The sequence below is a fragment of the Pseudomonas sp. 3B-A001-10F genome (assembly GCF_056313565.1).
The window spans coordinates 1-20,980 of the sequence record NZ_JBQYFW010000039.1 but is presented as its reverse complement, the minus strand read 5'-3'; the positions used below and the strand labels follow the sequence as shown (position 1 = coordinate 20,980).

The 20,980-nt window shown below is 62.4% G+C and carries 11 protein-coding genes; 5 read left to right on the top strand and 6 right to left on the bottom strand.

Annotation, left to right across the window (positions count from 1 at the left end; all coding sequences use genetic code 11):
* Positions 1-9: 9 nt before the first annotated feature.
* The 5 genes from AC0ZWN_RS25330 to AC0ZWN_RS25310 form a co-directional block, all read right to left on the bottom strand.
* A complete protein-coding gene (locus AC0ZWN_RS25330) occupies positions 10-7,833 on the bottom strand; it encodes an amino acid adenylation domain-containing protein (protein ID WP_476337053.1) in 7,824 nt (2,607 codons plus the stop codon).
* On the bottom strand, positions 7,830-11,231 hold the full coding sequence (locus tag AC0ZWN_RS25325) for an amino acid adenylation domain-containing protein (protein WP_476337052.1): 3,402 nt from the start codon (positions 11,229-11,231) through the stop codon (positions 7,830-7,832). The genes AC0ZWN_RS25330 and AC0ZWN_RS25325 overlap by 4 nt, the downstream gene beginning before the upstream one ends.
* A gap of 178 nt (positions 11,232-11,409) precedes the next feature.
* Positions 11,410-12,393: a TauD/TfdA family dioxygenase gene (locus tag AC0ZWN_RS25320; protein ID WP_095047699.1), complete on the bottom strand. Its 984-nt coding sequence runs from the start codon at positions 12,391-12,393 to the stop codon at positions 11,410-11,412.
* Positions 12,394-12,432: 39 nt separating this feature from the next.
* Entirely contained in the window at positions 12,433-13,173 is a 741-nt protein-coding gene (locus AC0ZWN_RS25315; RefSeq protein ID WP_095047700.1) for a thioesterase II family protein, read from the bottom strand.
* Between the two features lie 72 nt (positions 13,174-13,245).
* Positions 13,246-14,418, bottom strand: a complete 1,173-nt coding sequence (locus AC0ZWN_RS25310) for an MFS transporter (RefSeq protein WP_095047701.1) — start codon at positions 14,416-14,418, stop codon at positions 13,246-13,248.
* Between the two features lie 263 nt (positions 14,419-14,681).
* On the opposite strand from AC0ZWN_RS25310, the gene AC0ZWN_RS25305 reads away from it, so the two are divergent.
* The 4 genes from AC0ZWN_RS25305 to AC0ZWN_RS25290 all read left to right on the top strand — a co-directional run bounded on the left by AC0ZWN_RS25305 (position 14,682) and on the right by AC0ZWN_RS25290 (position 19,178).
* Positions 14,682-15,683, top strand: coding sequence for a family 2 encapsulin nanocompartment cargo protein terpene cyclase (locus tag AC0ZWN_RS25305; RefSeq protein ID WP_264082804.1), 1,002 nt, complete (start codon positions 14,682-14,684; stop codon positions 15,681-15,683).
* 91 nt (positions 15,684-15,774) lie between these two features.
* Positions 15,775-16,575 (top strand): glucose 1-dehydrogenase, encoded by an 801-nt coding sequence (locus tag AC0ZWN_RS25300; protein WP_099758490.1) that lies wholly within the window; start codon positions 15,775-15,777, stop codon positions 16,573-16,575.
* A complete protein-coding gene (locus AC0ZWN_RS25295; RefSeq protein ID WP_257358029.1) occupies positions 16,568-18,394 on the top strand; it encodes a glycoside hydrolase family 15 protein in 1,827 nt (608 codons plus the stop codon). The genes AC0ZWN_RS25300 and AC0ZWN_RS25295 overlap by 8 nt, the downstream gene beginning before the upstream one ends.
* Positions 18,395-18,788: 394 nt before the next feature.
* Positions 18,789-19,178, top strand: coding sequence for a hypothetical protein (locus tag AC0ZWN_RS25290; protein WP_186623370.1), 390 nt, complete (start codon positions 18,789-18,791; stop codon positions 19,176-19,178).
* A gap of 1 nt (position 19,179) precedes the next feature.
* On the opposite strand, the gene AC0ZWN_RS25285 is transcribed toward AC0ZWN_RS25290, so the two are convergent.
* Positions 19,180-20,163 carry a GlxA family transcriptional regulator gene (locus tag AC0ZWN_RS25285; protein WP_476337048.1) on the bottom strand — a complete coding sequence of 328 codons (984 nt, stop codon included), beginning with the start codon at positions 20,161-20,163 and terminating at the stop codon, positions 19,180-19,182.
* Positions 20,164-20,252: 89 nt separating this feature from the next.
* On the opposite strand from AC0ZWN_RS25285, the gene inhA reads away from it, so the two are divergent.
* Entirely contained in the window at positions 20,253-20,939 is a 687-nt protein-coding gene (inhA, locus tag AC0ZWN_RS25280) for an isonitrile hydratase (protein WP_258709508.1), read from the top strand.
* The last annotated feature ends 41 nt before the right edge of the window (positions 20,940-20,980 follow it).

Sequence of the window (20,980 nt, the reverse complement as noted above, 5' to 3'; positions counted from 1 at the left end):
TTTTCCCTCTCAAGAAATCAGTTTTTCCAGATCATCGAGGGATAGACGTTTGAGGGCCTCCAGGGATTTAGCCAATTCATCCTGAACGGGCGACATTTCGACGCGCAGAGCCTCGATTCGCGCGCAGAACGCCTTGAGGGTATCGGTTTCGAACAACTCTTTTAGCGGCACCTTGTCGCCCAGACGCTCCTTGATCCGGGTCACCACCAGCGTGGCCAGCAACGAATGCCCGCCGAGCTGGAAGAAGTTGTCCGCGAGGCCCACCTGCTCGACCTCCAGCACCTCCTGCCAGATCGTCGCCACCTCCCACTGCAAATCGCTTTGCGGCGCCTGATAGTGCTGCTGCGTCGGGCCGTCGCCCAAGGCCATCAGCGCCTTGCGATCGAGCTTGCCGTTGGGAGTCAGCGGAATGGCGTCGATCAGGTGCAAGTGGCCTGGCACCATGTGCGCCGGCAAGCGACTGGCCAGTGCATTGCGCAAGCGTTCCGCCAACACCGGTTGATCGACCACAGCCTGCGCCACCACCACATAGGCGTGCAGGTGTTTGCCGGCGGCTCCGTCCTGAGCGAGCACCACCGCTTCACGGATGTCGTCCTGCTCCAGCAGTCGCGCTTCGATTTCGCTGAGTTCGATACGGAAGCCGCGAATCTTCACCTGATGGTCGGCCCGGCCGATGTACTCGATGTTGTCGTCGCCGCCCTGACGCACCAGATCGCCGGTGCGATACAGGCGTTCGCCGTTGCTGGCGTACGGGTTCGGCACAAAGCGCTCGGCGGTCAGTGCCGCACGCATCAGATAACCCCGGGTGACACCGGCACCGCCCAGGTACAACTCGGCGGGCACGCCACTCGGCAGTACTTGCAACTGGCTGTCGAGCAGATAGGCCACGGTGTTCGGCAACGGTCTGCCGATGTTCGCCTGCCCCTGGGTTGTGCGCAGGGTGAAGGTCGAATAGGTGGTGTCTTCCGACGGCCCGTAGAGGTCATAGACCTGCTGCACCGACGTGCTCGCGTACAGCGTGTCGACCAGGCTCTGCTTGAGCGGTTCACCGGCCAGATTGATGGTCGCCACCGAATGCGGAATCTGCCCGGCCCGTTGCAGCGCGGCAATCGCCGACGGCACCGTGTTGATCAGGGTGACCTGTTCGCGGGCCGGCAAATCGGCCAGCGCCAGCGCATTGTCCGCCAACACCAGGCAACCCCCGCAAGCCAGAGTGACGAAAATCTCCCAGACCGACAGGTCGAAGCAGATCGACGTCGACGCCAGCACGCCACGCAACTGTTCTTCGCGATAGACCCCGGCCGACCACTGAATCAGCGCCGACAGGTTGCCGTGGGTGATGGCTACGCCTTTCGGTTTGCCGGTGGAACCGGAGGTGTAGATGACGTACGCCAGATTCTGCGCAGTGACATTCGCCAGCGGTGCCGTTGTCGGGAACGCGCTCAACGCGCCCTCTTCCACCAACAACACCTGCGCACTCAAGTTTTCAGGCAGCAGCGCCAGTGCGGCCGGTTCGGTGATCAGCACGGCGGCGCGGCTGTCATCGAGCATGTGCAGCAAGCGTTCCTGCGGGTAGTCCGGATCCAGCGGCACATACGCGCCACCGGCCTTGAGAATGGCCAACAACGCCACGAGCATATCTGGCGTGCGTCGCATGCACACGCCGACGCGCACCTCCGGTCCGACACCCAGTGCCTGCAGCTTGTGCGCCAGACGGTTGGCCCGAGCATCGAGGCTTTGGTAATCGATCTGTTGTTCGGCGAACAGCACCGCATGCGCTTGCGGTTGGCGCTGCACTTGCGCGGCGAGGTGTTCCAGCACCGTGCGCGCGTCCGTTGCCGTGAGGTCAGCTTTGCCCCAAGCGATGGCTTGTTGACGCTGCGGTTCTGCAAGCAATTGCAACTCGCCCAGCGGCAGAGAAGCATCGGCGAGGAACTGCGTCAGCAGGCTCTCCAGTTGCGCGCTCAAACCGCTGATTGCGGCCGCATCGAAACTGGCCCGGTCGTAACTGATCCCCAGGCTCAGTTCACGCCCGGTGACCGCCACCAGCGTCAACGGGTAGTTGGTCTGTTCCTGACGACGAATCGCCGAGAACGTCAGACCGGTGGCCGGGCCCTGTTGCAGCGCTTCGGCCATCGGGTAGTTTTCAAACACCAGAATGCTGTCGAACAACGCGCCGTTACCGGCACCGGCCCAACGCTGAATGTCGTAGAGCGGCGTGTGCTCGTGTTCACGCAGGGCCAGATTGACGTCCTGCACCTGTTGCAGCCACTGGCTGACGGCGATCTCGGCGGACGGCGCCGCGACCACCGGCAAGGTGTTGATGAACAGACCGATCTGCTGCTCGACACCCGGCAAATCCGTCGGACGCCCGGCGACGGTCGCGCCGAAGGCCACATGGTCCTGCCCGGTATAGCGCTGCAACAACACCAGCCACGCCGCTTGCACCAAGGTATTGAGGGTGACTTTCTGCTCGCGGGCGAAGCGGTTCAAATCCGCCGTCAAGGTTTCGCTGAATACATGCGCGTGATCGGCGTAACCGCTGCCCGCGTGCTGCCCGCCCGACAAGGCACCGGCCAGACGCGTCGGTTCATCAAGATCCGCGAGGGCGGTCGTCCAGAAATCACGGCTGGCCTGCTGATCACGCTGACCCAGCCATTCGATGTAATCGCGATAACGCCCCTGCCCGGCCACCGGGGTCATGCCCGCATACCGCTGCAGCACTTCGCCGAACAACTGCGAGGTGCTCCAGCCGTCCATGAGGATGTGGTGGCAGGTGTAAATCAGGTGATGCGTGGCCTCGTCGGTGCGCACCAGCGTCACCCGCAACAGCGGCGCGCCGGTCAGGTCGAAACCGTTGGCCAAGTCCTCGCCGGCCAGTTGCTCCAGCGCCGTGCCGAGGTCAGCACGACCGCGCCAGTCCTGCACGCGCCATGGCATCTGCGCACTCTGACGCACCACTTGTACTGCGGCGGCAGCGTCTTGTGGCCAGACAAATGCCGTGCGCAGGATCTCGTGGGCATCAACGGTTTGCTGCCACGCTAGACGGAAGCGCTCGGCGTCGAGTTGTTGCACATCGACGCGCAATTGATTGGTGTACGCCGGACTGTCCGGATCGTTGACGCTGTGGAACAGAATGCCCTGCTGCATCGGCGACAGCGGATAGAGGTCGACGATGTCGCGGGCCGGGATCGGCAGCGCCGAGAGCTGGGCCTGGGTCAGCGTTGCCAGACTGAAGTCCGACGGCGTCACAGCCGCCTCGCTACTGTCGCAGCAATGTTCGATCAAACGCTCCAGCTCGCGACGATAGGCTTCGGCCAGCGCCTCGACGGTTTCTGCGCGATACATGCCGCTGCCGAAGGTCCAGGTCAATTCCAGCTCACCGCCGTAGACCTGACCGTCAACGCTCAGCCAGTTACCCAGCGGCGCGGCCGCGTCCTGATTGGCGCCGGTGCTTTCGCCGCTTGGCACGAACAGCGCACCCGCGTCGGCGTTGAACGCGCCGTCGAACTGGCCGAGGTAGTTGAAGGTCACGCGCGGCTGCGGCAATGCCTGCAACTCGGCGGATTGGCTCAAGTAACGCAGCACGCCAAACCCGATGCCTTTGCCCGGCACCGCCCGCAGCTGTTCCTTGATCGCACAGAGGGACGCACCTGGCGTCGCCGCCGGTGTCAGGCGCACCGGGAACAGGCTGCTGAACCAGCCCACGGTGCGGCTCAGGTCGATGTCGTCGAACAGATCTTCGCGACCATGACCTTCGAGCTGAATCAGTACCGAAGGCTGTTCGCTCCAGTCACACAACACCCGCGCCAGCGCCGTCAGCAACAGGTCGTTGATCTGCGTGCGATACGCCGCTGGCGCCACTTTCAGCAGCTTATGGGTCAGCGCCTGACTCAAGCGCGTGCTGGCCCGGGCCGCTTGTGCGCGGGTCTGGGTGTCCTGCGGGAAATCCCGTGGCAGTTGCGCGTCGCCCGCCGCCAGGGTTTGCCGCCAGTAGGCGCTCTCAGCGGCCAGCGCCTCACTCTGCGCGTAACGCTGCAGATGTTCGGCCCAGCTGTGCAGCGAGCTGCTTTTGCCCGGCAAGACCAGCGGCGTGCCGGCCGCCAGCGCAGTGTAAGCGTGCTGCAGATCTTCCAGCAGAATGCGCCACGACACGCCGTCGACCACCAGGTGATGGATAACCAGCAACAGGCGTTGCTCAGCGTTCGGCAGGTTCACCAGCACCGCCCGCACCAAGTGCCCTTGTTGCAGATCGAGACTGCGCTGGGCGTCGTCGGCGAGTGCCGGCAAAGCGTCCAGGCTGTCCAGCTCACGCACCCACAACAGCTGCGGATCACGCTGGGTCTGCGGCATTGCCTGCCACACGTCGGCGGACGCCTGGAAATTCATCGCCAGCGCATCGTGCTGTTCGATCAACGCCGCCAGCGCTGTGCGCAGATGCGCGGCGTCGAGCGGTGTGGTCGGCTGCAACATCACCGACTGGTTCCAGTGCTGACGCTGGGCAATCGGGGTTGCGAAGAAACGTGCCTGAATCGGCAACAACGGCAACGGTCCGCGAGCGACCGGTGCCGCCGCGACGGCTTTGGCTTCGATCAACTTGGCCACCGCAGCCAGTTGGCCGATGGTCTGTTTTTCGAACAGTTGCTTGGGGCTCAGCTTGATGCCCTGGCGTTTGGCCCGGGCAATGATCTGCAAGCTGAGGATCGAATCACCGCCCAGTTCGAAGAAGTTGTCGCTGCTGCCCACGCGTTCAAGCTTGAGCACATCGGCCCAGATCGCCGCGAGTTTCTCTTCAACTTCACCTTGCGGCGCGACAAAGTGCTGAGTGACCACGCCCGGCACCGGCAAAGCACGCTTGTCGAGCTTGCCGTTGGCCGTCAGCGGCAATGTTTCCAGCAGCACAATCTGCGCCGGCACCATGTAATCCGGCAGGCACGCCTGCAATTGCTCGCGCAGCGCCTGCGCCTGCAAGGTCAGCCCCGCCGCCAGCACACACCACGCGACCAGTTGCAGACGCGTCGGGTCGTCATCCAGTGACAGCGCCAGCACCGCCGCTTCACTGACACCGTCGAGGCCCAGCAACACCCGCGCGACTTCCGCCGGCTCCACGCGATAACCGCGCACCTTGACCTGATCGTCGGCGCGACCGATGAATTCCACCGTTTGCTGACGATTGCGGCGTACCCGGTCATCACTGCGATACACCCGCGCACCCGGCGCGCCAAACGGATCGGGCAGGAAGCGCTCGGCGGTCAGCCCCGGCTGATTCAGGTAGCCCAGCGCCACGCTGTCACCACCGATGTACAACTCGCCAGCCACCTGATCGGCGACGTTGTTCAGCACATCGTCGAGCACGTAAACGTGAGCGCCGGCCAGCGCGCTACCGACCGGTACGCTGCGCGTCAGGCTCAGATCACCGACTTCATGGGCCAGCACGCCCACCGTGGTTTCGCTCGGCCCGTAGTGGTTGATGAGGCGGCAGCCCGGTTTGAGCTGGCGCACGCGCTCGACCAGCGCCGGCGAGCACGCTTCACCGCCGACAATCAACGCGTGTTCCGGCAGCACGTCGGCAGCCCGCGCGGCCTGCAACAACGCGGCCAGATGGCCCGGGACGATTTTCAGCATGCCCACTTGATGCGTGGCCATGTACTCGGCAAAGCGGTCCGGATCGAAGCCCAATTCTTCCGGCAAGACATGCAACAGGCGCCCGGAACACAGCGCACCGAAGAGCACGGTAAAGCCCAGATCCGCAGCAATGGTCGAGACCAGCGCCATGCTGCTGTCCGCCGTCGGCGCCATCCGTTCCAGCACACCGCGCACATAACTGCCCAGCGCACCGTGGCTGACCAGTACGCCTTTCGGTTGCCCGGTGGAACCGGAGGTGTGAATCACGTACGCCGGTGATTGCGCGCACAGCGTCACGGCTGGGCAAGTGTCCGGCATTGACTGCCACTGCTGCGCTGCAAAGGCGATGCCCTGACAGCCATCGACCGCCAGCGCGCAGACACGCGCATCGCCTTCGGCGCACAACAGCAGCCGTGCTTTCGCAGCGCCAAGCATCTGCTGCAGGCGTGCGTCCGGCGCCTTGACGTCCAGCGGCATGTACACCGCGCCCGCCTTGAAGATCGCCAGCACAGAAGTCAGCCAGTCCAGCGAACGCTCCATCAGCACTGCCACCGGCTGGCCGTCGCGCACGCCTTGGGCGCGCAAATGATGGGCCAGTCGATTGGCCGCCTGATCCAGCCCCTGAAAACTCAAGGCCTGATTCAAGTCGCGCGCGGCCAATGCTTCGGGCTGGCGCGCGACTTCACGATCCCAGTGCTGCAACACCAACAACGCCGGCTCGGCGGGTGCCGGGAGCGGTGCTGGCAAGATCAACGCAACACTGTGCAACGGTGCCTGCGGCGCTTTCAGCAATTCGCTGAACAGACCGAGCAAGGCCGGCACGAAAGCTTCGACGGTCTGCGGGCGATAGAGGTCGCTGGCATAGGTCATCTGACCGTGAATCAGCGTGCCGTCATCGGTGATGTCCAGCGCCAGATCGAAGTGGGTGCCGTCCTTGTCCAGCGGATACTCGGCGACAGTCAGCCCTGGCAGAGCCATCGCGCGCTGTTTCTGCATGCCGACGTTCTGGTTGAACTTGGCCTGGAACAGCGGGTTGTGGCCGAGGGTGCGTTCAGCCACCAACTCGTCCACCAGTTGCTCGAACGGCAACTCCTGATGCGCCTGCGCGCCGAACGAAGCTTCACGCACCCGCGCCAGCAAATCCTCGAAACTGCCGCGCTCATCCACCTCGCAACGCAGCACTTGGGTGTTGACGAAAAAGCCGATCAGCCCTTCGACTTCAGCACGGCCACGGTTGGCATTCGGCACGCCGACACGAATGTCGCGCTGCCCGGCCTGCCGCGACAGAAACAGCGAGAACCCGGCCAGCACCAGCATGAACAGACTGATGCCTTGGCTACGGGCGAAGGCGTTGAGTTGCAGGGATAGCGGCGCACCGAAATCAAAACTCAGGGTCTGGCCTTCGAAGCTTTGCGTCAGTGGCCGGGCAAAGTCCGGCGCCACTTCCAGCAGCGGATGTTCTTCACCCAGTTGCTGGCGCCAGTAATCGAGTTGACGCTCGCCCTCGCCGGCTTCCAGCCAGCGGCGCTGCCAGATCGCATAGTCGGCGTATTGCAGCGCCAGCGCCGGCAATTGCGGTTCGCGTTCGAGGCTGAACGCCTGATAGCACTGGACGAATTCCTTGACCATCACGTCCATCGACCAGCCGTCAGAGACGATGTGGTGCATGCTCACCACCAGCACGAATTCCTCGTCGGCCAAGGCAAACAAACTCGCGCGCAGCAACGGCCCGTGGCGCAAATCGAATGGTCGTGCGGTGACGGTCTGCGCCTGTTGCGCCAACGCTTGCTCGCGTTCTGCTGTCGGCAAGTCCGTCAGGTCGATGCGTTCCACGGCCAGCGGTTGCTGCGCAAGGATCACCTGATGCGGCTGATCACCGTCAGTCTGGAACACCGTGCGCAGGACTTCATGGCGCGCCACCAGATGATCGAACGAACGCTGCAGTGCCACTTCGTCCAGACGCCCGCTCAGGCGCAGGCCGGCGGCCATGTTGTAGGCAGCGCTTTGCGGTTCGAGTTGCCAGAGAAACAGCAGGCGCTGCTGAGCGAACGACAACGGAATCGGCGCGACATCGTGACGACTGATCGGCAGCGGCAACAGGCTGAAGTCCTTGCCATCTTCGCGCAGCTTGGCCAGAAACAGCCGACGCTGTTCCAGCGGCAAGCCGACGAACCTCTTCGCGATACGTTCCGCCATGGTGCCGCTCATACTTCTTCTCCTTCCAAAGCATTGATGAACTGATCCATGTCGGACCAGTCGTCGTTCGTTGCGCCATCTGCCAGTTGCGCCAACACGGCGGCCAGCTCGGTCAGCAGCGGTTTCTCGAACAGGCTGCGCAGCGGCAGCACCACGCCCAATTGAGTTTTGATGCGCGCGATCACCTGCGCCGCCAGCAACGAATGGCCGCCCAGTTCAAAGAAGTGATCGTCCAGACCGACCCGCGAAACTTGCAGGACATCCGTCCAGATCTGCGCCAGTTGTTGTTCGGTGACTGTTTGCGGCGGGCGATAGTCGCCTTGTAGTTGACTCGGATCCGGCGCCGGCAACGCCTTGCGATCGAGCTTGCCGCTGGGTGTCAGCGGCAGGTTCGCCAGCAACAGCAAGTGGCCCGGCACCATGTAGTCCGGCAAATGGGCTTGCAGGGCAGCGCGAATTTGCTGACGGAACGCCGCTTGCGTCGCGGCGTTTTCGAGCGTGGCCTGATCGGCGACTACGTAGGCCACCAGTTGCTGGCCGCCGCTGAGCGGCACCGCCAACACCACGGCTTCGCGAACGCCAGGGCATTGCTGCAGGCGCGATTCGATTTCGCCCAACTCGATGCGGAAACCGCGAATCTTCACTTGATGATCGACCCGACCGATGTACTCCACGGCTCCGTCAGGTCGCAAGCGCGCGCGGTCACCGGTGCGGTACAGGCGCTGGCCATCGGCAAACGGGTCGGCGATAAAACGCTCGGCGCTGAGCATCGGCTGGCGGTGATAACCCCGCGCCAGGCCCGGACCACCGATGTACAACTCGCCCACCGCGCCTTGCGGCAGCAGGTTCAAATCATCGTCCAGCACGTATAAACGGCGCGCGTCGAGACCGTGGCCGATCGGGATGCCGCGCCACGACACGGCGTCTGCCGTCAATGCCGTGCAGTCGTGAATGCTCGACACCACCGTCGCTTCGGTCGGCCCGTAGGTATTGAGCAAGCGCACATGGCCCAAACCGGCCTGTTGCCACAGGCGCAAACCGTCCACCGCCATCGCTTCGCCACCGACGTGAATCTGCCGCAGCGCACCGAAGCCGCTCGGTGGATTAGCGGCATATTCCTGCACCAGCCAATACCAATAAGCCGCCGGCAAGTCGGCCAGGGTGATGCCGTGATCGACAATCACTTGATGCAACGCCGCGCTGTCCCACAACCGCGCATCACGCAGGACCACTGCGGCACCGTGGCACAGCGGCGGGAAAAACTGCTCGACAAAGCCGTCGAAGCTGCTGGTGGCGAATTGCAAAACGCGATCGCCTTCGCGCAGGTTGCTGTAATCAATGGCACGGGCGATGAACTCACTCAGCGCGCCGTGGCTGACCGCAACACCTTTCGGCCGCCCGGTGGAACCGGAGGTGTAAATCACATAGGCGAGGTTTTGTGCGGCGACCGTCACCGGCAAATTGTCGGCCCGATCACTGTCGGCCAGTTGCTCCAGGCACAGGCAATCGACGCCATCCAGATCCGGCAGGCTGGCGAGGCCGGCGTGATCGGTCAGCAACAGTTTCAAGCCACTGTCATCAAGCACATGGCGCAAACGTTCGGCCGGGGTTTGCGGATCCAGCGGCACGTAGGCGCCGCCGGCCTTGAGCACCGCCAGCAATGCCACCGCCAGTTCCAGCGAGCGCCCCAGCGCCACGCCGACCAGCACGTCAGGGCCGACACCGCGAGCGCGCAACTGATGGGCCAGACGATTACTGCGGGTGTTCAACTCGGCATAGCTGAGTGCCGGCGACGGTTCGCTCGCCAGAATCACTGCCGATGCCTGTGGCGTGCGCGCTACTTGCGCTTCGAACAGGGTCTGCACGCTGGCGAAAACAGGTTCTGCTTCGGTGGCCTGAATCAGTTGTGCACGTTCCGCCGCCGCCAGCAGTTCGACTTCGCCGACGACTTGCTGCGGATCGCGACACACGGACGCGAGGATGTTGCGCCAATGCCCGGCCATCGCGGCAATGGTCGCGGCATCAAAAATATCGGTGGCGTAGGTGAAGGCCGCGAACAACTGCTCGCCCTCCTCGCGGGTGTCGAGCATCAGGTCGCTGGTGGCGGCATGTTGGCGACCGCTGCCGGCCAATTGCTCCTCAGTCAAATAGCCCACCTGCAAACCGGACTCCAGTTGCACATCGTGCAAGTCGGTCACCAGCGGCTGGTGGTTGAACATCACCTGGAACAACGGGTTGTGGCTTTGGCTGCGCGCCGGTTGTAAGGCTTCGATCAAGGCATCGAACGGCAGATCCTGATGAATCTGGGCGCCGAGCGCAGCCTGACGCAGGCTCTGCAACAGATCGGCAAAACGGGTTTGTGCGGTGACTTCACTGCGCAGGATCTGCGTGTTGACGAAGAAGCCGATCAGCCCTTCGGTTTCGCTGCGGGTACGGTTGGCAATCAGCCCGCCGACGCGGATGTCGGTCTGGCCGCTGTAGCGATGCAGCAACGTTTTGAACGCCGCCAACAGCACCACGAACAGCGTCACGCCCTGACGTTGCGCGAGGCTTTTCAGCTCTTGACGTAGCGCTGCGTCGATCACCGTTTCCAGACGCGCGCCCTGATGACTGGATTGCGCCGGATAGGCACGATCGGTCGGCAGCTCAAGCAGCGGATGCTCGTCGCCCAATTGCGTGCGCCAGTAATCCAGCTGACGTTCGCGCTCACCGGCCTCCAGCCAACTGCGTTGCCACAGGGAGTAATCGCGGTAGTGCACGGTGAGTGCCGGCAATGACGGCTCGCGCCCCGCCACCAGAGCATCGTAAGTGCGCATGAATTCATCGATGAGAATGTTCATCGACCAGCCATCGGCGATGATGTGGTGCAAGGTCAGCAGCAACACATGCTCCTGCTCGGCCAGGCGCAACAGGCGCAGGCTGAGCAGCGGACCGTTCTCGAGATCGAAGGCCTGAGCGGCCTCAGCCATCATGTGCTGTTGCGCCAGCGGCCAGCGCTGGGCCTCGGGCAATGCGCTGAGATCGGTGATCGGCAGTTTCAACGGCTGCGGTTCGGCGACGCGCTGAAACGCGCGCTCACCTTCCTGACCGAAGGTGGTGCGCAAGCACTCGTGCCGCGCCGCCAGTAGACTGAACGCCTGCTCCAGCGCCTGCGCTTGCAGGTCGCCCGTCAGGCGCACCGCCATCGGCAAGTTGTAAGCGGCACTTTGCGGGTCCAGTTGCCAAAGAAACCACATCCGCTGCTGGGCGTACGAAAGCCCGTCGCGCTCGGCGATTCCGTCACAGGCAGTCATGGGAAGCTGCGCAAAATCGATGCCCTCACGGGCCATGCCGGCGAGGAACAAACGGCGTTTGTCCTGTGGCAGTTCGATAAAACGACGGGCTAGTTTCTGGGCGTCTGCGGCATTCATGCATGGGGTCCTTGCTGATCGGCGGCGTGACCAGGAGACCCGGTCGTATCAACAAGAACGAATGACAAACGCGATGATTTAGCGCGCTGGCGCAACAGCGGCCCGACGCTAGGCACACAAACACCGAAACCGGTACGAGACCGGCTTCGACTGCTTTACCACCAGATGTGGGGATGGCTCAGAGCGGCCCCTGTGAATGCCCTTCCGCCATGGCGACAATCACTTTGCGCGGCCCCTCGAATGGCGAACGCGCGTGTGCCGAGAGCATGTTGTCGAGCATCAGCACATCGCCCTCCTGCCAAGGAAAACTGATCGCGCACTCATCGAGCACCGCGCGAATCTGCGCCAGCACCTCGTCTTCAATCGCCGAACCATCGCCGTAATAGACGTTACGCGGCAAGTCCTCTTCGTCGACGATATCGAGCAGGCTTTCGCGCACTTCCGCTTGCAGGTTGGAAATGTGGAACAGGTGCGCCTGATTGAACCAGACGTTGTCGCCGGTCACCGGATGCACCGCCACCGCCTGACAAGTCTGGCGGGTGCGCAGCTCACCGTCATCCTTCCATTCGCAGACAATGCCGTGAGCCTTGCAGTAGGCCTCGACGACCTCGCGATCGTCGGTGTTGAACACGTCTTCCCAAGCCACATCCAAGCCGTTGCCGAAGTTGCGCACATACATCAGCCCTTTGCTGACGAAGCGCTCGCGAATTGCCAACGGAATGCGCCGATAAACTTCACGGCTGTCGGCAATCGGCGTCTCGCCGCCGGACTTGGCGGCGATCATGCTGTAGAACCAGATCTTCATCGGCCAGTCGCGGGAATAAGCCTGCTCGTTGTGCAGCGGAATGCTCTGGTGCGCCGGGTATTCGGTCGAGGTGTACACGCCCTGCGTCACGTTGGTGCGCGGCGTCGAACCGAATTCATAGTTCAACAACGGATGGCCAAAACTGGCCGCAAACTGCCGGAACTGTTCGGCACCGTTCAGACGGAAGCCGCGAAACAGCAGCCCACCGTCGCGCAGCAGATGCTCGTCAACCAGTTCTTTCAATTCATCGAACACCGCCAACAAGTCAGTGTCCGCATCGGTCGCTTCCACCAACAACGGCAAGCGCCCCCGTTGCGGCAGCAGTGGCCGAACGGAAAATCCCACAGCAACAGCCATGACTGGCCTCCTGTAATCACTCGATAGGTGAACCGCGCGCTAAAACGCCGGTGCCGTAGCCTGCGCATGACGGCGGTGATGGACTTCCAGATGGGTCTTGATCGTGCGGATGACCCGGGCTTCGTGTTCATGAATGAAGAAATGCCCACCGGTCATCATGTCCACGGAAAAACTGCCCAGGGTTTCCTTGCTCCAGCCGATCAGTTGCTCGGTGGTCGCGCGGTCTTCCTTGCCGCCCAGCACGTGCACCGGACAATTGAGCAAGGGACGCTGCGCCGGCGTGAAACGCCCGCACATCATGAAGTCGGCGCGCAGCACCGGCAGGGTCAGGCTCATCAGTTCTTTGTTGGCCAGCACTTCTTCGCTGGTGCCCTGAAAAGTGCGCAGTTGATCGATCAATTCCTCATCGCTGCGCGCTTCGGCAAAGCCGCGATCGTAGTCACTGCGCATCGTCGGCGCAGCAGTACCGGAAGCGAACAACGCCACCGGCTCCGGTACTCCGAGTTCGCGAAAGGCATGCGCCATCTCGCACGCCAGCAGCGCGCCGAGGCTATGCCCGAACAGTGCGTAAGGCGCCTGCAAGCCAGCCTTGTGCTCGCGGGCCAGTTGCCGGGCCAGCGCACGCATGTCGATTTGCAGGGGTTCGTCGAAACGGGCACCGCGCCCGGGCAGTTCCACCGGTTGCAAGTGCAGCCACGACGGCAGTTGGCGCCGCCAGCGGCTGTAGACCATGGCGCTGGCGCCCGAATAGGGCAGGCACAGCAGTGTCAGCTTTGTCACCGCGTTTACCTCAATAGGGTTATCTGTAAAAGAGAACGGATGAGATAGCGCGGGAATTAGTCGGTTAGCCGATCACTTCAGATGACGGAAACTCTGCACCGCCGATGCGAGGACTACCGCCCCGGCAGCAATCGCCAGCCAGAAGCCGCTGCGCGCGCCGAAGGCATCGACCAGCGCACCGGCGCCGGCGGCGCCCACCGCCACGCCGATACTCAAACCGGTCACCAGCCAGGTCAGGCCTTCAGTGAGCTTGGCCGGCGGTACGATGCGCTCGATCAACGCCATCGCCACAATCAGCGTCGGTGAGAAGAACAGCCCGGCGACGAACACCGCCACCGACAATCCAACAATATTGCTCGCCAGCAACAGCGGCAATGTGGTCACCGCCGTCGCCACTCCACCGTACAAAAACAGCTGCGGCAACGGCAGCTTCGAGCGCATCGCACCGAACGCAATACCGGACAGGAAAGAACCGATTCCGTACACCGACAACACGATGCTCGCTGCCGCCGGCTGCCCCTGTTGCTGGGCGAACGCGACGCTGACCACATCGATCACGCCGACGATGACGCCCATGGCGGTCATCAACAACAGCAGCCATTGCATGTCCGTGGAGCGAATGATCGAGCCTTGATGGTGTGGCTCATGCGGATGCACCGAGGGCTCGGTACTGCGCTGGGCGACAAACGCGGTGACGCCGACCGCCAGCATCAACAGTCCCGCCAGTGGTCCGGCCTCGGGAAACAGCGTCACGCACAGCCCCACCGACAGCGGCGCACCGACGATAAAGCAGACTTCATCGAGTACTGACTCCAGCGCATAAGCCGTCTGTAACTGCGGTTGGCCGCGATAGATCTCCGTCCAGCGCGCCCGCACCATCGCCGACATGCTCGGCATGCACCCGGCCAGTGCGGCAAAGATAAACAGCGTCCAGTTCGGCGCCTGCAACCGCGTGCACAGCAGTAACATCAGCAGTGCCCCGCCGCCGATCAATGCCGATACCGGCAGAATGCGTCGCTGCCCATAACGGTCAACCAGACGCGATACCTGCGGCGCGCAAAACGCTGTGGCCAGGGCAAAGGTTGCCGCCACCGCGCCGGCCAGCGCATACCCGCCCTTCAACTGCGACAGCATGGTGATCACGCCGATACCGGTCATGGAGATCGGCATGCGCGCGATCATTCCGGCCAGGACAAAATTCCGTGCGCCGGGGGCGTTGAACAATTCGCGGTAGGGGTTTGCCATGGACTGCAGCCTCATCAAGGGCCGCCAAGTTGCCATAGGGTCGGGTGGCGTGGAAGCGCGGAATTGTTGGTGGAATGTGAAGGTGCGAAGCCCCGGGTCGTTTCGCTGAACAGATGACTCAGTCGCCCCTGCCGGCCTGCCGCTGGCAACTGACCAGACCGACAGAAACCTCCGTCAGACTCTGGATCCAGGATGACCATCTGTCGCAAAGCGCGCAGACCTGTCAGGTCTGACAGGTGCCTTTTTTCGCCAATCGGGCTCTGATGACCCTGCGCTCAACCGCGAAGGAATCGCCGATGCAATCGCCCTGGACTGTCCCGCCGCTGTATGGACTTGCCCCTTTTAGAGTCGACCCGTCTCTGGCGGCAGAAGTGGATGATCGCCTCATGCCGTGGATCGAGCAGGTCGGGATTTTTCCAGGCCAGCACAAAAAAGTGCGGGCGATGGGCTTCGGGCGCTTCGCTGTGCTTTGTCATAACGATACGGATGATCCGGACCGCCTGCTGCTGGCGGCGCAATGTTTTGCCGCCCTGTTCGCCGTCGATGATTACTACTGCGATGACGAGAGAACCGGATCTGAACCGAAAATGGTCGGCCCACGCCTGTCCGTGGCGCTGGCAGCGCTGGAACCGGTTTACTTGAGCGAACGGTTCCGCCCCGGCCTTGAGCGGGCATTGAGCGGCGATCCGGTACTGGTCGCTCTGCGCGGGTATCTGGCGCGGGTGGAGTCATTCGCCACACCGGCACAGGTGGCACGCGTGCGCCATGAAATCATCGCCATGTTCGTGACCATGAGCGCCGAAGCGGCCTGGCGCACCGAAGGTCTCACGCCAGCACTTTGGGAATATCTGGCCCACCGTCAGGTCAACAGTTTCCTGCCGTGCCTGTCGTTGATCGACATCATTGCAGGCTACGAACTACCGGCCAATGTGTATAGCGCACCCGACGTGCGACGCGTAACGGCACTGGCCGCCAGCGCGACGATCATTGCCAATGATCTGTTTTCGGCGCTGAAGGAGCAGCAAGCCGGAATCGGTGACTTCAACCTGCCCTTGCTGTTGATCCGCGAACAGCACTGCTCGCCGGAACAAGCAATGGCGCAAAGTGCCGCCATTCACGACGAGATCATGCATTTATACGAGGCCGCAGAACAGGCCGTACTGCCGCACGCATCAGCGCCGCTCATACGTTACCTGGGCGGAGTCAAGAGCTGGCTGGCCGGCAATGTGGAATGGCATCGCACCAGTGGGCGCTATCAGGTCTGAAGCTGTCGATCTTTTCATGATCGCAAGATGAACTCTCGCCGCCGCCCGTCAGTCAGCTAAATAAGCCCACTGACCCCAGGCGCGATTTTGCATGCATATTTCCCTCGCCCGACAAACAGCCCTGATCACCGGCGCCAGCTCCGGCATCGGCCAGGCGTGCGCCAAAGCCCTGGCCGCTGCCGGCGCGGCAGTGGTCATCAACTACAACCGCCAGGCAGAACCTGCCGAAGCACTGGCCCGGCAAATCATCGCTGACGGTGGGCAGGCCATCGCCATTCGCGCTGATGTCTCCAAGGAAGACGAGGTTGAGCGGCTGTTCTCGGCGGCCATCGATGCCTTCGGTTCGCTGGATATTCTGCTGGCCAACTCGGGTATGCAAAAAGATGCCGCCGCTGTGGACATGACCCTCGACGACTGGAACGCGGTGATCGGCGTCAACCTCACCGGACAGTTCCTCTGCGCCCGCGCTGCCCTGCGGATTTTCAATCGCCAGGGCGTTCGTGAAGGCGTGTCCCGCGCGGCCGGCAAGATCATCCACATGAGTTCGGTGCACCAGCGCATTCCCTGGGCCGGGCACGTCAATTACGCCGCGTCCAAGGGTGGTGTCGATCAGCTGATGCAGACCCTTGCACAGGAAGTCAGCCACCAACGCATTCGCATCAACGGCATCGCGCCGGGGGCGATTCGCACGGCGATCAATAAAGACGCCACCGAAGGCGCTGCCGGCGAAAAGCTGCTTGATCTGATTCCCTACGGGCGCATCGGCGATGCGCAAGACGTCGCCAACGCCGTGGTCTTTCTCGCCTCGGATGCCGCCGATTACATCGTTGGCACCACCCTGTTCATCGACGGCGGCATGAGCCTCTATCCGGAGTTTCGCGGCAATGGCTGAGCATCACCTGGAACGACAAAGCCCAATCGACGCCCACGGCATCATCGGCGACATGCGCAGCGCGGCACTGATCAACGACCGTGGCAGTGTGGATTTTTTCTGCTGGCCGGAGTTCGACAGTCCGTCGATTTTCTGTTCGTTGCTGGACACCCCGGACGCGGGGATTTTCCAGTTGGCGCCGGACTTGCCGGACGCGCGCCGCGAACAGATTTACCTGCCCGACACTAACGTTCTGCAAACCCGCTGGCTGAGTGAACGCGCCGTGGTCGAAGTCACCGATCTGCTGCCAGTGGCGGACAACGCCGATGACCTGCCGCTGTTGATGCGTCGGGTGCGCGTGGTCAGCGGCGAAGCGACTTTCACCATGCGCTGCGCCGTGCGCCACGATTACGCCCGAGCCGACACCCGAGCTGAGATGGATCAACAAGACGTGACATTTAGCGCTTCCGGCCAACCGTCACTGCGCCTGGCTTCGGACCAGCCGATGCAGATCGACGCGCAAGCGGCGGTGGCACAATTCACGCTCAAGCAAAATGAAACGGCGGCGTTCATGCTCGGGGCGACCGATGATCCACGATTCGCCGAAGGCGCCGGACACTTGTGCATGGAACGCACATTGAAGTTCTGGCGCGACTGGATCGGTCAGTCGATTTACCGAGGGCGCTGGCGGGAAATGGTCAACCGCTCGGCCCTCGCGTTGAAGCTGCTGACCTCACGCAAACACGGCGCGATTCTCGCCGCCGCCACCTTCGGCCTGCCGGAAACGCCGGGCGGCGAACGCAACTGGGACTACCGCTACACATGGATCCGCGATGCCTCGTTCACGGTGTACGCGTTCATGCGCCTGGGCTTTGTCGGCGAGGCCAACGCCTATATGGGCTGGCTGCGCGGACGGGTCAGCGACTGCTGCGGCAAGCCGATGAAGTTGAACATTCTGTACGCCATCGATGGTCGTCAGGAATTGCCGGAAACCGAGCTGTCGCACTTGTCCGGTCACGGCGGTGCGCAACCGGTGCGCATCGGCAACGGCGCTTACGATCAGATTCAGCTGGATATCTTCGGCGAGCTAATGGATGCGGTGTATCTGGTCAACAAATACGGCGACGCTATTTCCCACGAGGGCTGGAAACATGTGCGCGAAGTGGTCGATCAAGTCTGTGAAACGTGGCAGACCGCCGATGTCGGCATTTGGGAAATGCGCGGTGAGCAGCATCACTTCCTGCACTCGCGGCTGATGTGCTGGGTAGCGCTGGACCGGGCGATTCGCCTGGCCTCGAAACGCTCGTTACCGGCACCGTTTGCGCAATGGGACTCGACCCGGCAGGCGATCTACGCCGACATCTGGGACAACTTCTGGAATGAGGAGCGCGGGCATTTCGTCCAGTACAAAGGCGGCACCGCGCTGGATGGCTCGATGTTGTTGATGCCGTTGGTGCGCTTCGTCAGCGCCAAGGATCCGCGCTGGCTGTCGACCCTTGCGGCCATCGAAAAGACCCTGGTGCGCGACGGCATGGTTTATCGCTATCGCAATGACGACAGCAATATCGATGGCCTGGCCGGTACTGAAGGCGCCTTCGCCGCGTGTTCGTTCTGGTATGTCGAATGCCTGGCTCGCGCGGGGCAGGTTGAAAAAGCCCATCTGGAGTTTGAGCAATTGCTGCGCTATGCCAATCCGCTGGGTCTCTACGCCGAAGAGTTCGACGCCCATGGCCGGCACTTGGGTAATACCCCACAAGCCTTGACGCATCTGGCGTTGATCAGTGCGGCGAGTTTTCTCGACCGCAAGTTGAGTGGAGAAAAGAGTTACTGGCAGCCGTAATTGTCACCAAAGGCTGTAGGAAATAGTCCGCATCAACAGCCAATTGTAGGACTGACACCTACACAAAAGCAGGCTCACTCCCACCCCCTATGGCGAGGGAGCTTGCTCCCGCCGGGTCGCGAAGCGGCCCTGAAACCTGCCTCCCCAATCCCACTGAAGCACCGGGTTGCCTGACTTTGCGCCTGCTGCACAGCCGAGCGGGAGCAAGCTCCCTCAGCACAGTTTTCAACTGCCGCAAGACTACAAATGGTCAACATCCCCTGAACCGTGTCTGCCCTGCAACTCGCAGTCACACCCGGAAATACCCTGTTGCCAGCTGTTACATCCACCCCTACCATCCACCGCAACGGGCACAGCGGAGCTGTCCAATAAAACCCGAATTCAAGGAACCAGAATGTCCCAGCACGTCCAGCGCACCATCGACACGCCGCTTCGCAGCGGCCTGACCCGCACCCAACTCTGGGAAGCCGCGGACAAAGGCCTGATCAAGTGCTGGGAAATCGGCCGCCAGCGCGCCACTCGTTTCCCCGACCTCGCGCAAAAATGTCTCGCCGGCGAACTGCCCGTGCTCGGCTGGAAAGGTGGCGTGAGCCGCAGCCTGAAGAAAAACGAGAAATATGGCTCGCTGAAGTATCTGGCGCAGTGGCAAGGCTTGCGCGGTGAGGATCTGGATATTGATTTGAGTGCAGAACGTGCGCTGACGTGTTCGCGGACGAAGATGCGGGTGACGTTTACCCCGGATCGGACGAAGTATTTTAATCAGGTGGCGGAAGCTGAGGCTTGATTCAAGGCATCACTGGATCTGCTCCAGCCTTGACCGTAAACCGCTCCCGATAAGCCTGCGGAGTTACCCCCATGGCCCGCAGGAAGCTGCGCCGCAACGTCTCTTCACTGCCAAAACCGCAATTGGCGGCGATGCGTTTGACCGGCAAACCGGTGTCACTGAGCAAGCGCCGGGCGGTTTCGACGCGAATCAATTCGATCGCCCGCGCCGGGGTCTGGCCGGTGTCGGCGCGGTAGTGGCGGACGAAACTGCGTTCGCTCATGCCGGCTTGTTCTGCGAGGGTCGGGATGCCGAGGTCGCAGGTGAGGTTTTCGGCGATCCACGCGTGCAGTTCATCAAAGCGATTGCCCTGACTCTGCAAGGATAAGGTCACGCTGAACTGCGATTGCCCGCCCGGGCGCTTGAGAAACACCACGAGGTGCCGGGCGACGTCCAGGGCGATGTCGCTTCCCAGATCCTCTTCAACCATGGCCAAGGCCAGATCGATGCCGGCAGTGACTCCCGCCGACGTCCAGATCGGGCCGTCATTGATGAAAATCGGATTGGCCTCAACGTGCAGATTCGGATGTTGCTGTGCCAGTTGTTCGCAGCGAGTCCAGTGGGTAACCACGCGGCGGCCATCGAGCCAGCCACTGGCCGCCAGCAAAAAAGCCCCTGTGCACACCGAGGCCACGCGTCGGCATTTCGCTCCATGTTCGCGCACCCAATCCACCAAAAGCACGTCTTCAGCGGCAGGATAAATGCCCCAGCCACCGGCGATGATCAACGTATCGCTGGACAGTTGCGGCAACGGCTCGGCCAACACCGCCAACCCCGCCGACGACATCACCGCCCCGCCGCCGCTGGCAATCACGCTCGGCGCATACGGGATCGGCAAGCCGCGCTGACGGGCGATGTCGTTGGCCGAGGCGAACACCTGCAAGGGGCCGGTGACGTCGAGGATCTGCATGTTGGCAAACGCGAGTACGTGGATGGCTTTTGGCATTTGGCGTAATTCGTGGGGTGATTGACGTACGCGCCAGAACCTACGCGCCTACAGTGAAGCCGTCCAGCCCTTTTCATGGAGTAAGAACGATGACGTTGCAGATCGGTTTTCTGTTGTTTCCGCAGGTTCAGCAACTCGACCTGACCGGGCCGTATGACGTGCTCGCCTCGCTGCCGGGCGTGCAGGTGCACTTGATCTGGAAGGATCTGATGCCGGTCACCGCCAGCACCGGACTGCTGCTGAAACCGACCACCACGTTTGAGGATTGCCCGGATCTGGATGTGATCTGTGTACCGGGTGGTGGTGGCGTCGGCGCGCTGATGGAAGATGAGCTGACACTGGCTTTCATCAAGCGTCAGGCTGCGCTGGCAAAGTACGTGACATCGGTGTGCACCGGTTCGCTGGTGCTCGGCGCGGCGGGTCTGCTGCAAGGCAAACGGGCGACCACGCATTGGGCGTATCACGATCTGCTGCCGACGCTGGGGGCGATCGCGGTGAAGGATCGGGTGGTGCGTGACGGCAATCTGTTTACCGGCGGCGGGATCACGGCGGGGATTGATTTCGCCTTGGTGCTGGCTGAAGAGTTGGTGGGTGCCGACGCGGCGCAACTGATTCAGTTGCAATTGGAATATGCCCCGGCGCCGCCGTTCAACGCGGGCAGCCCGGAGACTGCGCCGAGTGAGATTGTCGATGAAGCACGTTTGCGTGCAGCGCCATCGCTGAAACTGCGCACGGAAATCACCGAGCGTGCGGCGGCGAAACTCAACCTGCGCTAGATCCCACGCCAAACGCAAAACCCTTTCTGGAATACCAATCC

What these genes read in the sequence shown, in the direction of transcription:
- AC0ZWN_RS25330 (WP_476337053.1), bottom strand. Translation starts at nt 7,833, where the DNA reads ATGAGCGGCACCATGGCGGAACGTATCGCGAAGAGGTTCGTCGGCTTG.
- AC0ZWN_RS25325 (WP_476337052.1), bottom strand. Translation starts at nt 11,231, where the DNA reads ATGAATGCCGCAGACGCCCAGAAACTAGCCCGTCGTTTTATCGAACTG.
- AC0ZWN_RS25320 (WP_095047699.1), bottom strand. Translation starts at nt 12,393, where the DNA reads ATGGCTGTTGCTGTGGGATTTTCCGTTCGGCCACTGCTGCCGCAACGG.
- AC0ZWN_RS25310 (WP_095047701.1), bottom strand. Translation starts at nt 14,418, where the DNA reads ATGGCAAACCCCTACCGCGAATTGTTCAACGCCCCCGGCGCACGGAAT.
- AC0ZWN_RS25305 (WP_264082804.1), top strand. Translation starts at nt 14,682, where the DNA reads ATGACCCTGCGCTCAACCGCGAAGGAATCGCCGATGCAATCGCCCTGG.
- AC0ZWN_RS25300 (WP_099758490.1), top strand. Translation starts at nt 15,775, where the DNA reads ATGCATATTTCCCTCGCCCGACAAACAGCCCTGATCACCGGCGCCAGC.
- AC0ZWN_RS25295 (WP_257358029.1), top strand. Translation starts at nt 16,568, where the DNA reads ATGGCTGAGCATCACCTGGAACGACAAAGCCCAATCGACGCCCACGGC.
- AC0ZWN_RS25290 (WP_186623370.1), top strand. Translation starts at nt 18,789, where the DNA reads ATGTCCCAGCACGTCCAGCGCACCATCGACACGCCGCTTCGCAGCGGC.
- AC0ZWN_RS25285 (WP_476337048.1), bottom strand. Translation starts at nt 20,163, where the DNA reads ATGCCAAAAGCCATCCACGTACTCGCGTTTGCCAACATGCAGATCCTC.
- inhA (WP_258709508.1), top strand. Translation starts at nt 20,253, where the DNA reads ATGACGTTGCAGATCGGTTTTCTGTTGTTTCCGCAGGTTCAGCAACTC.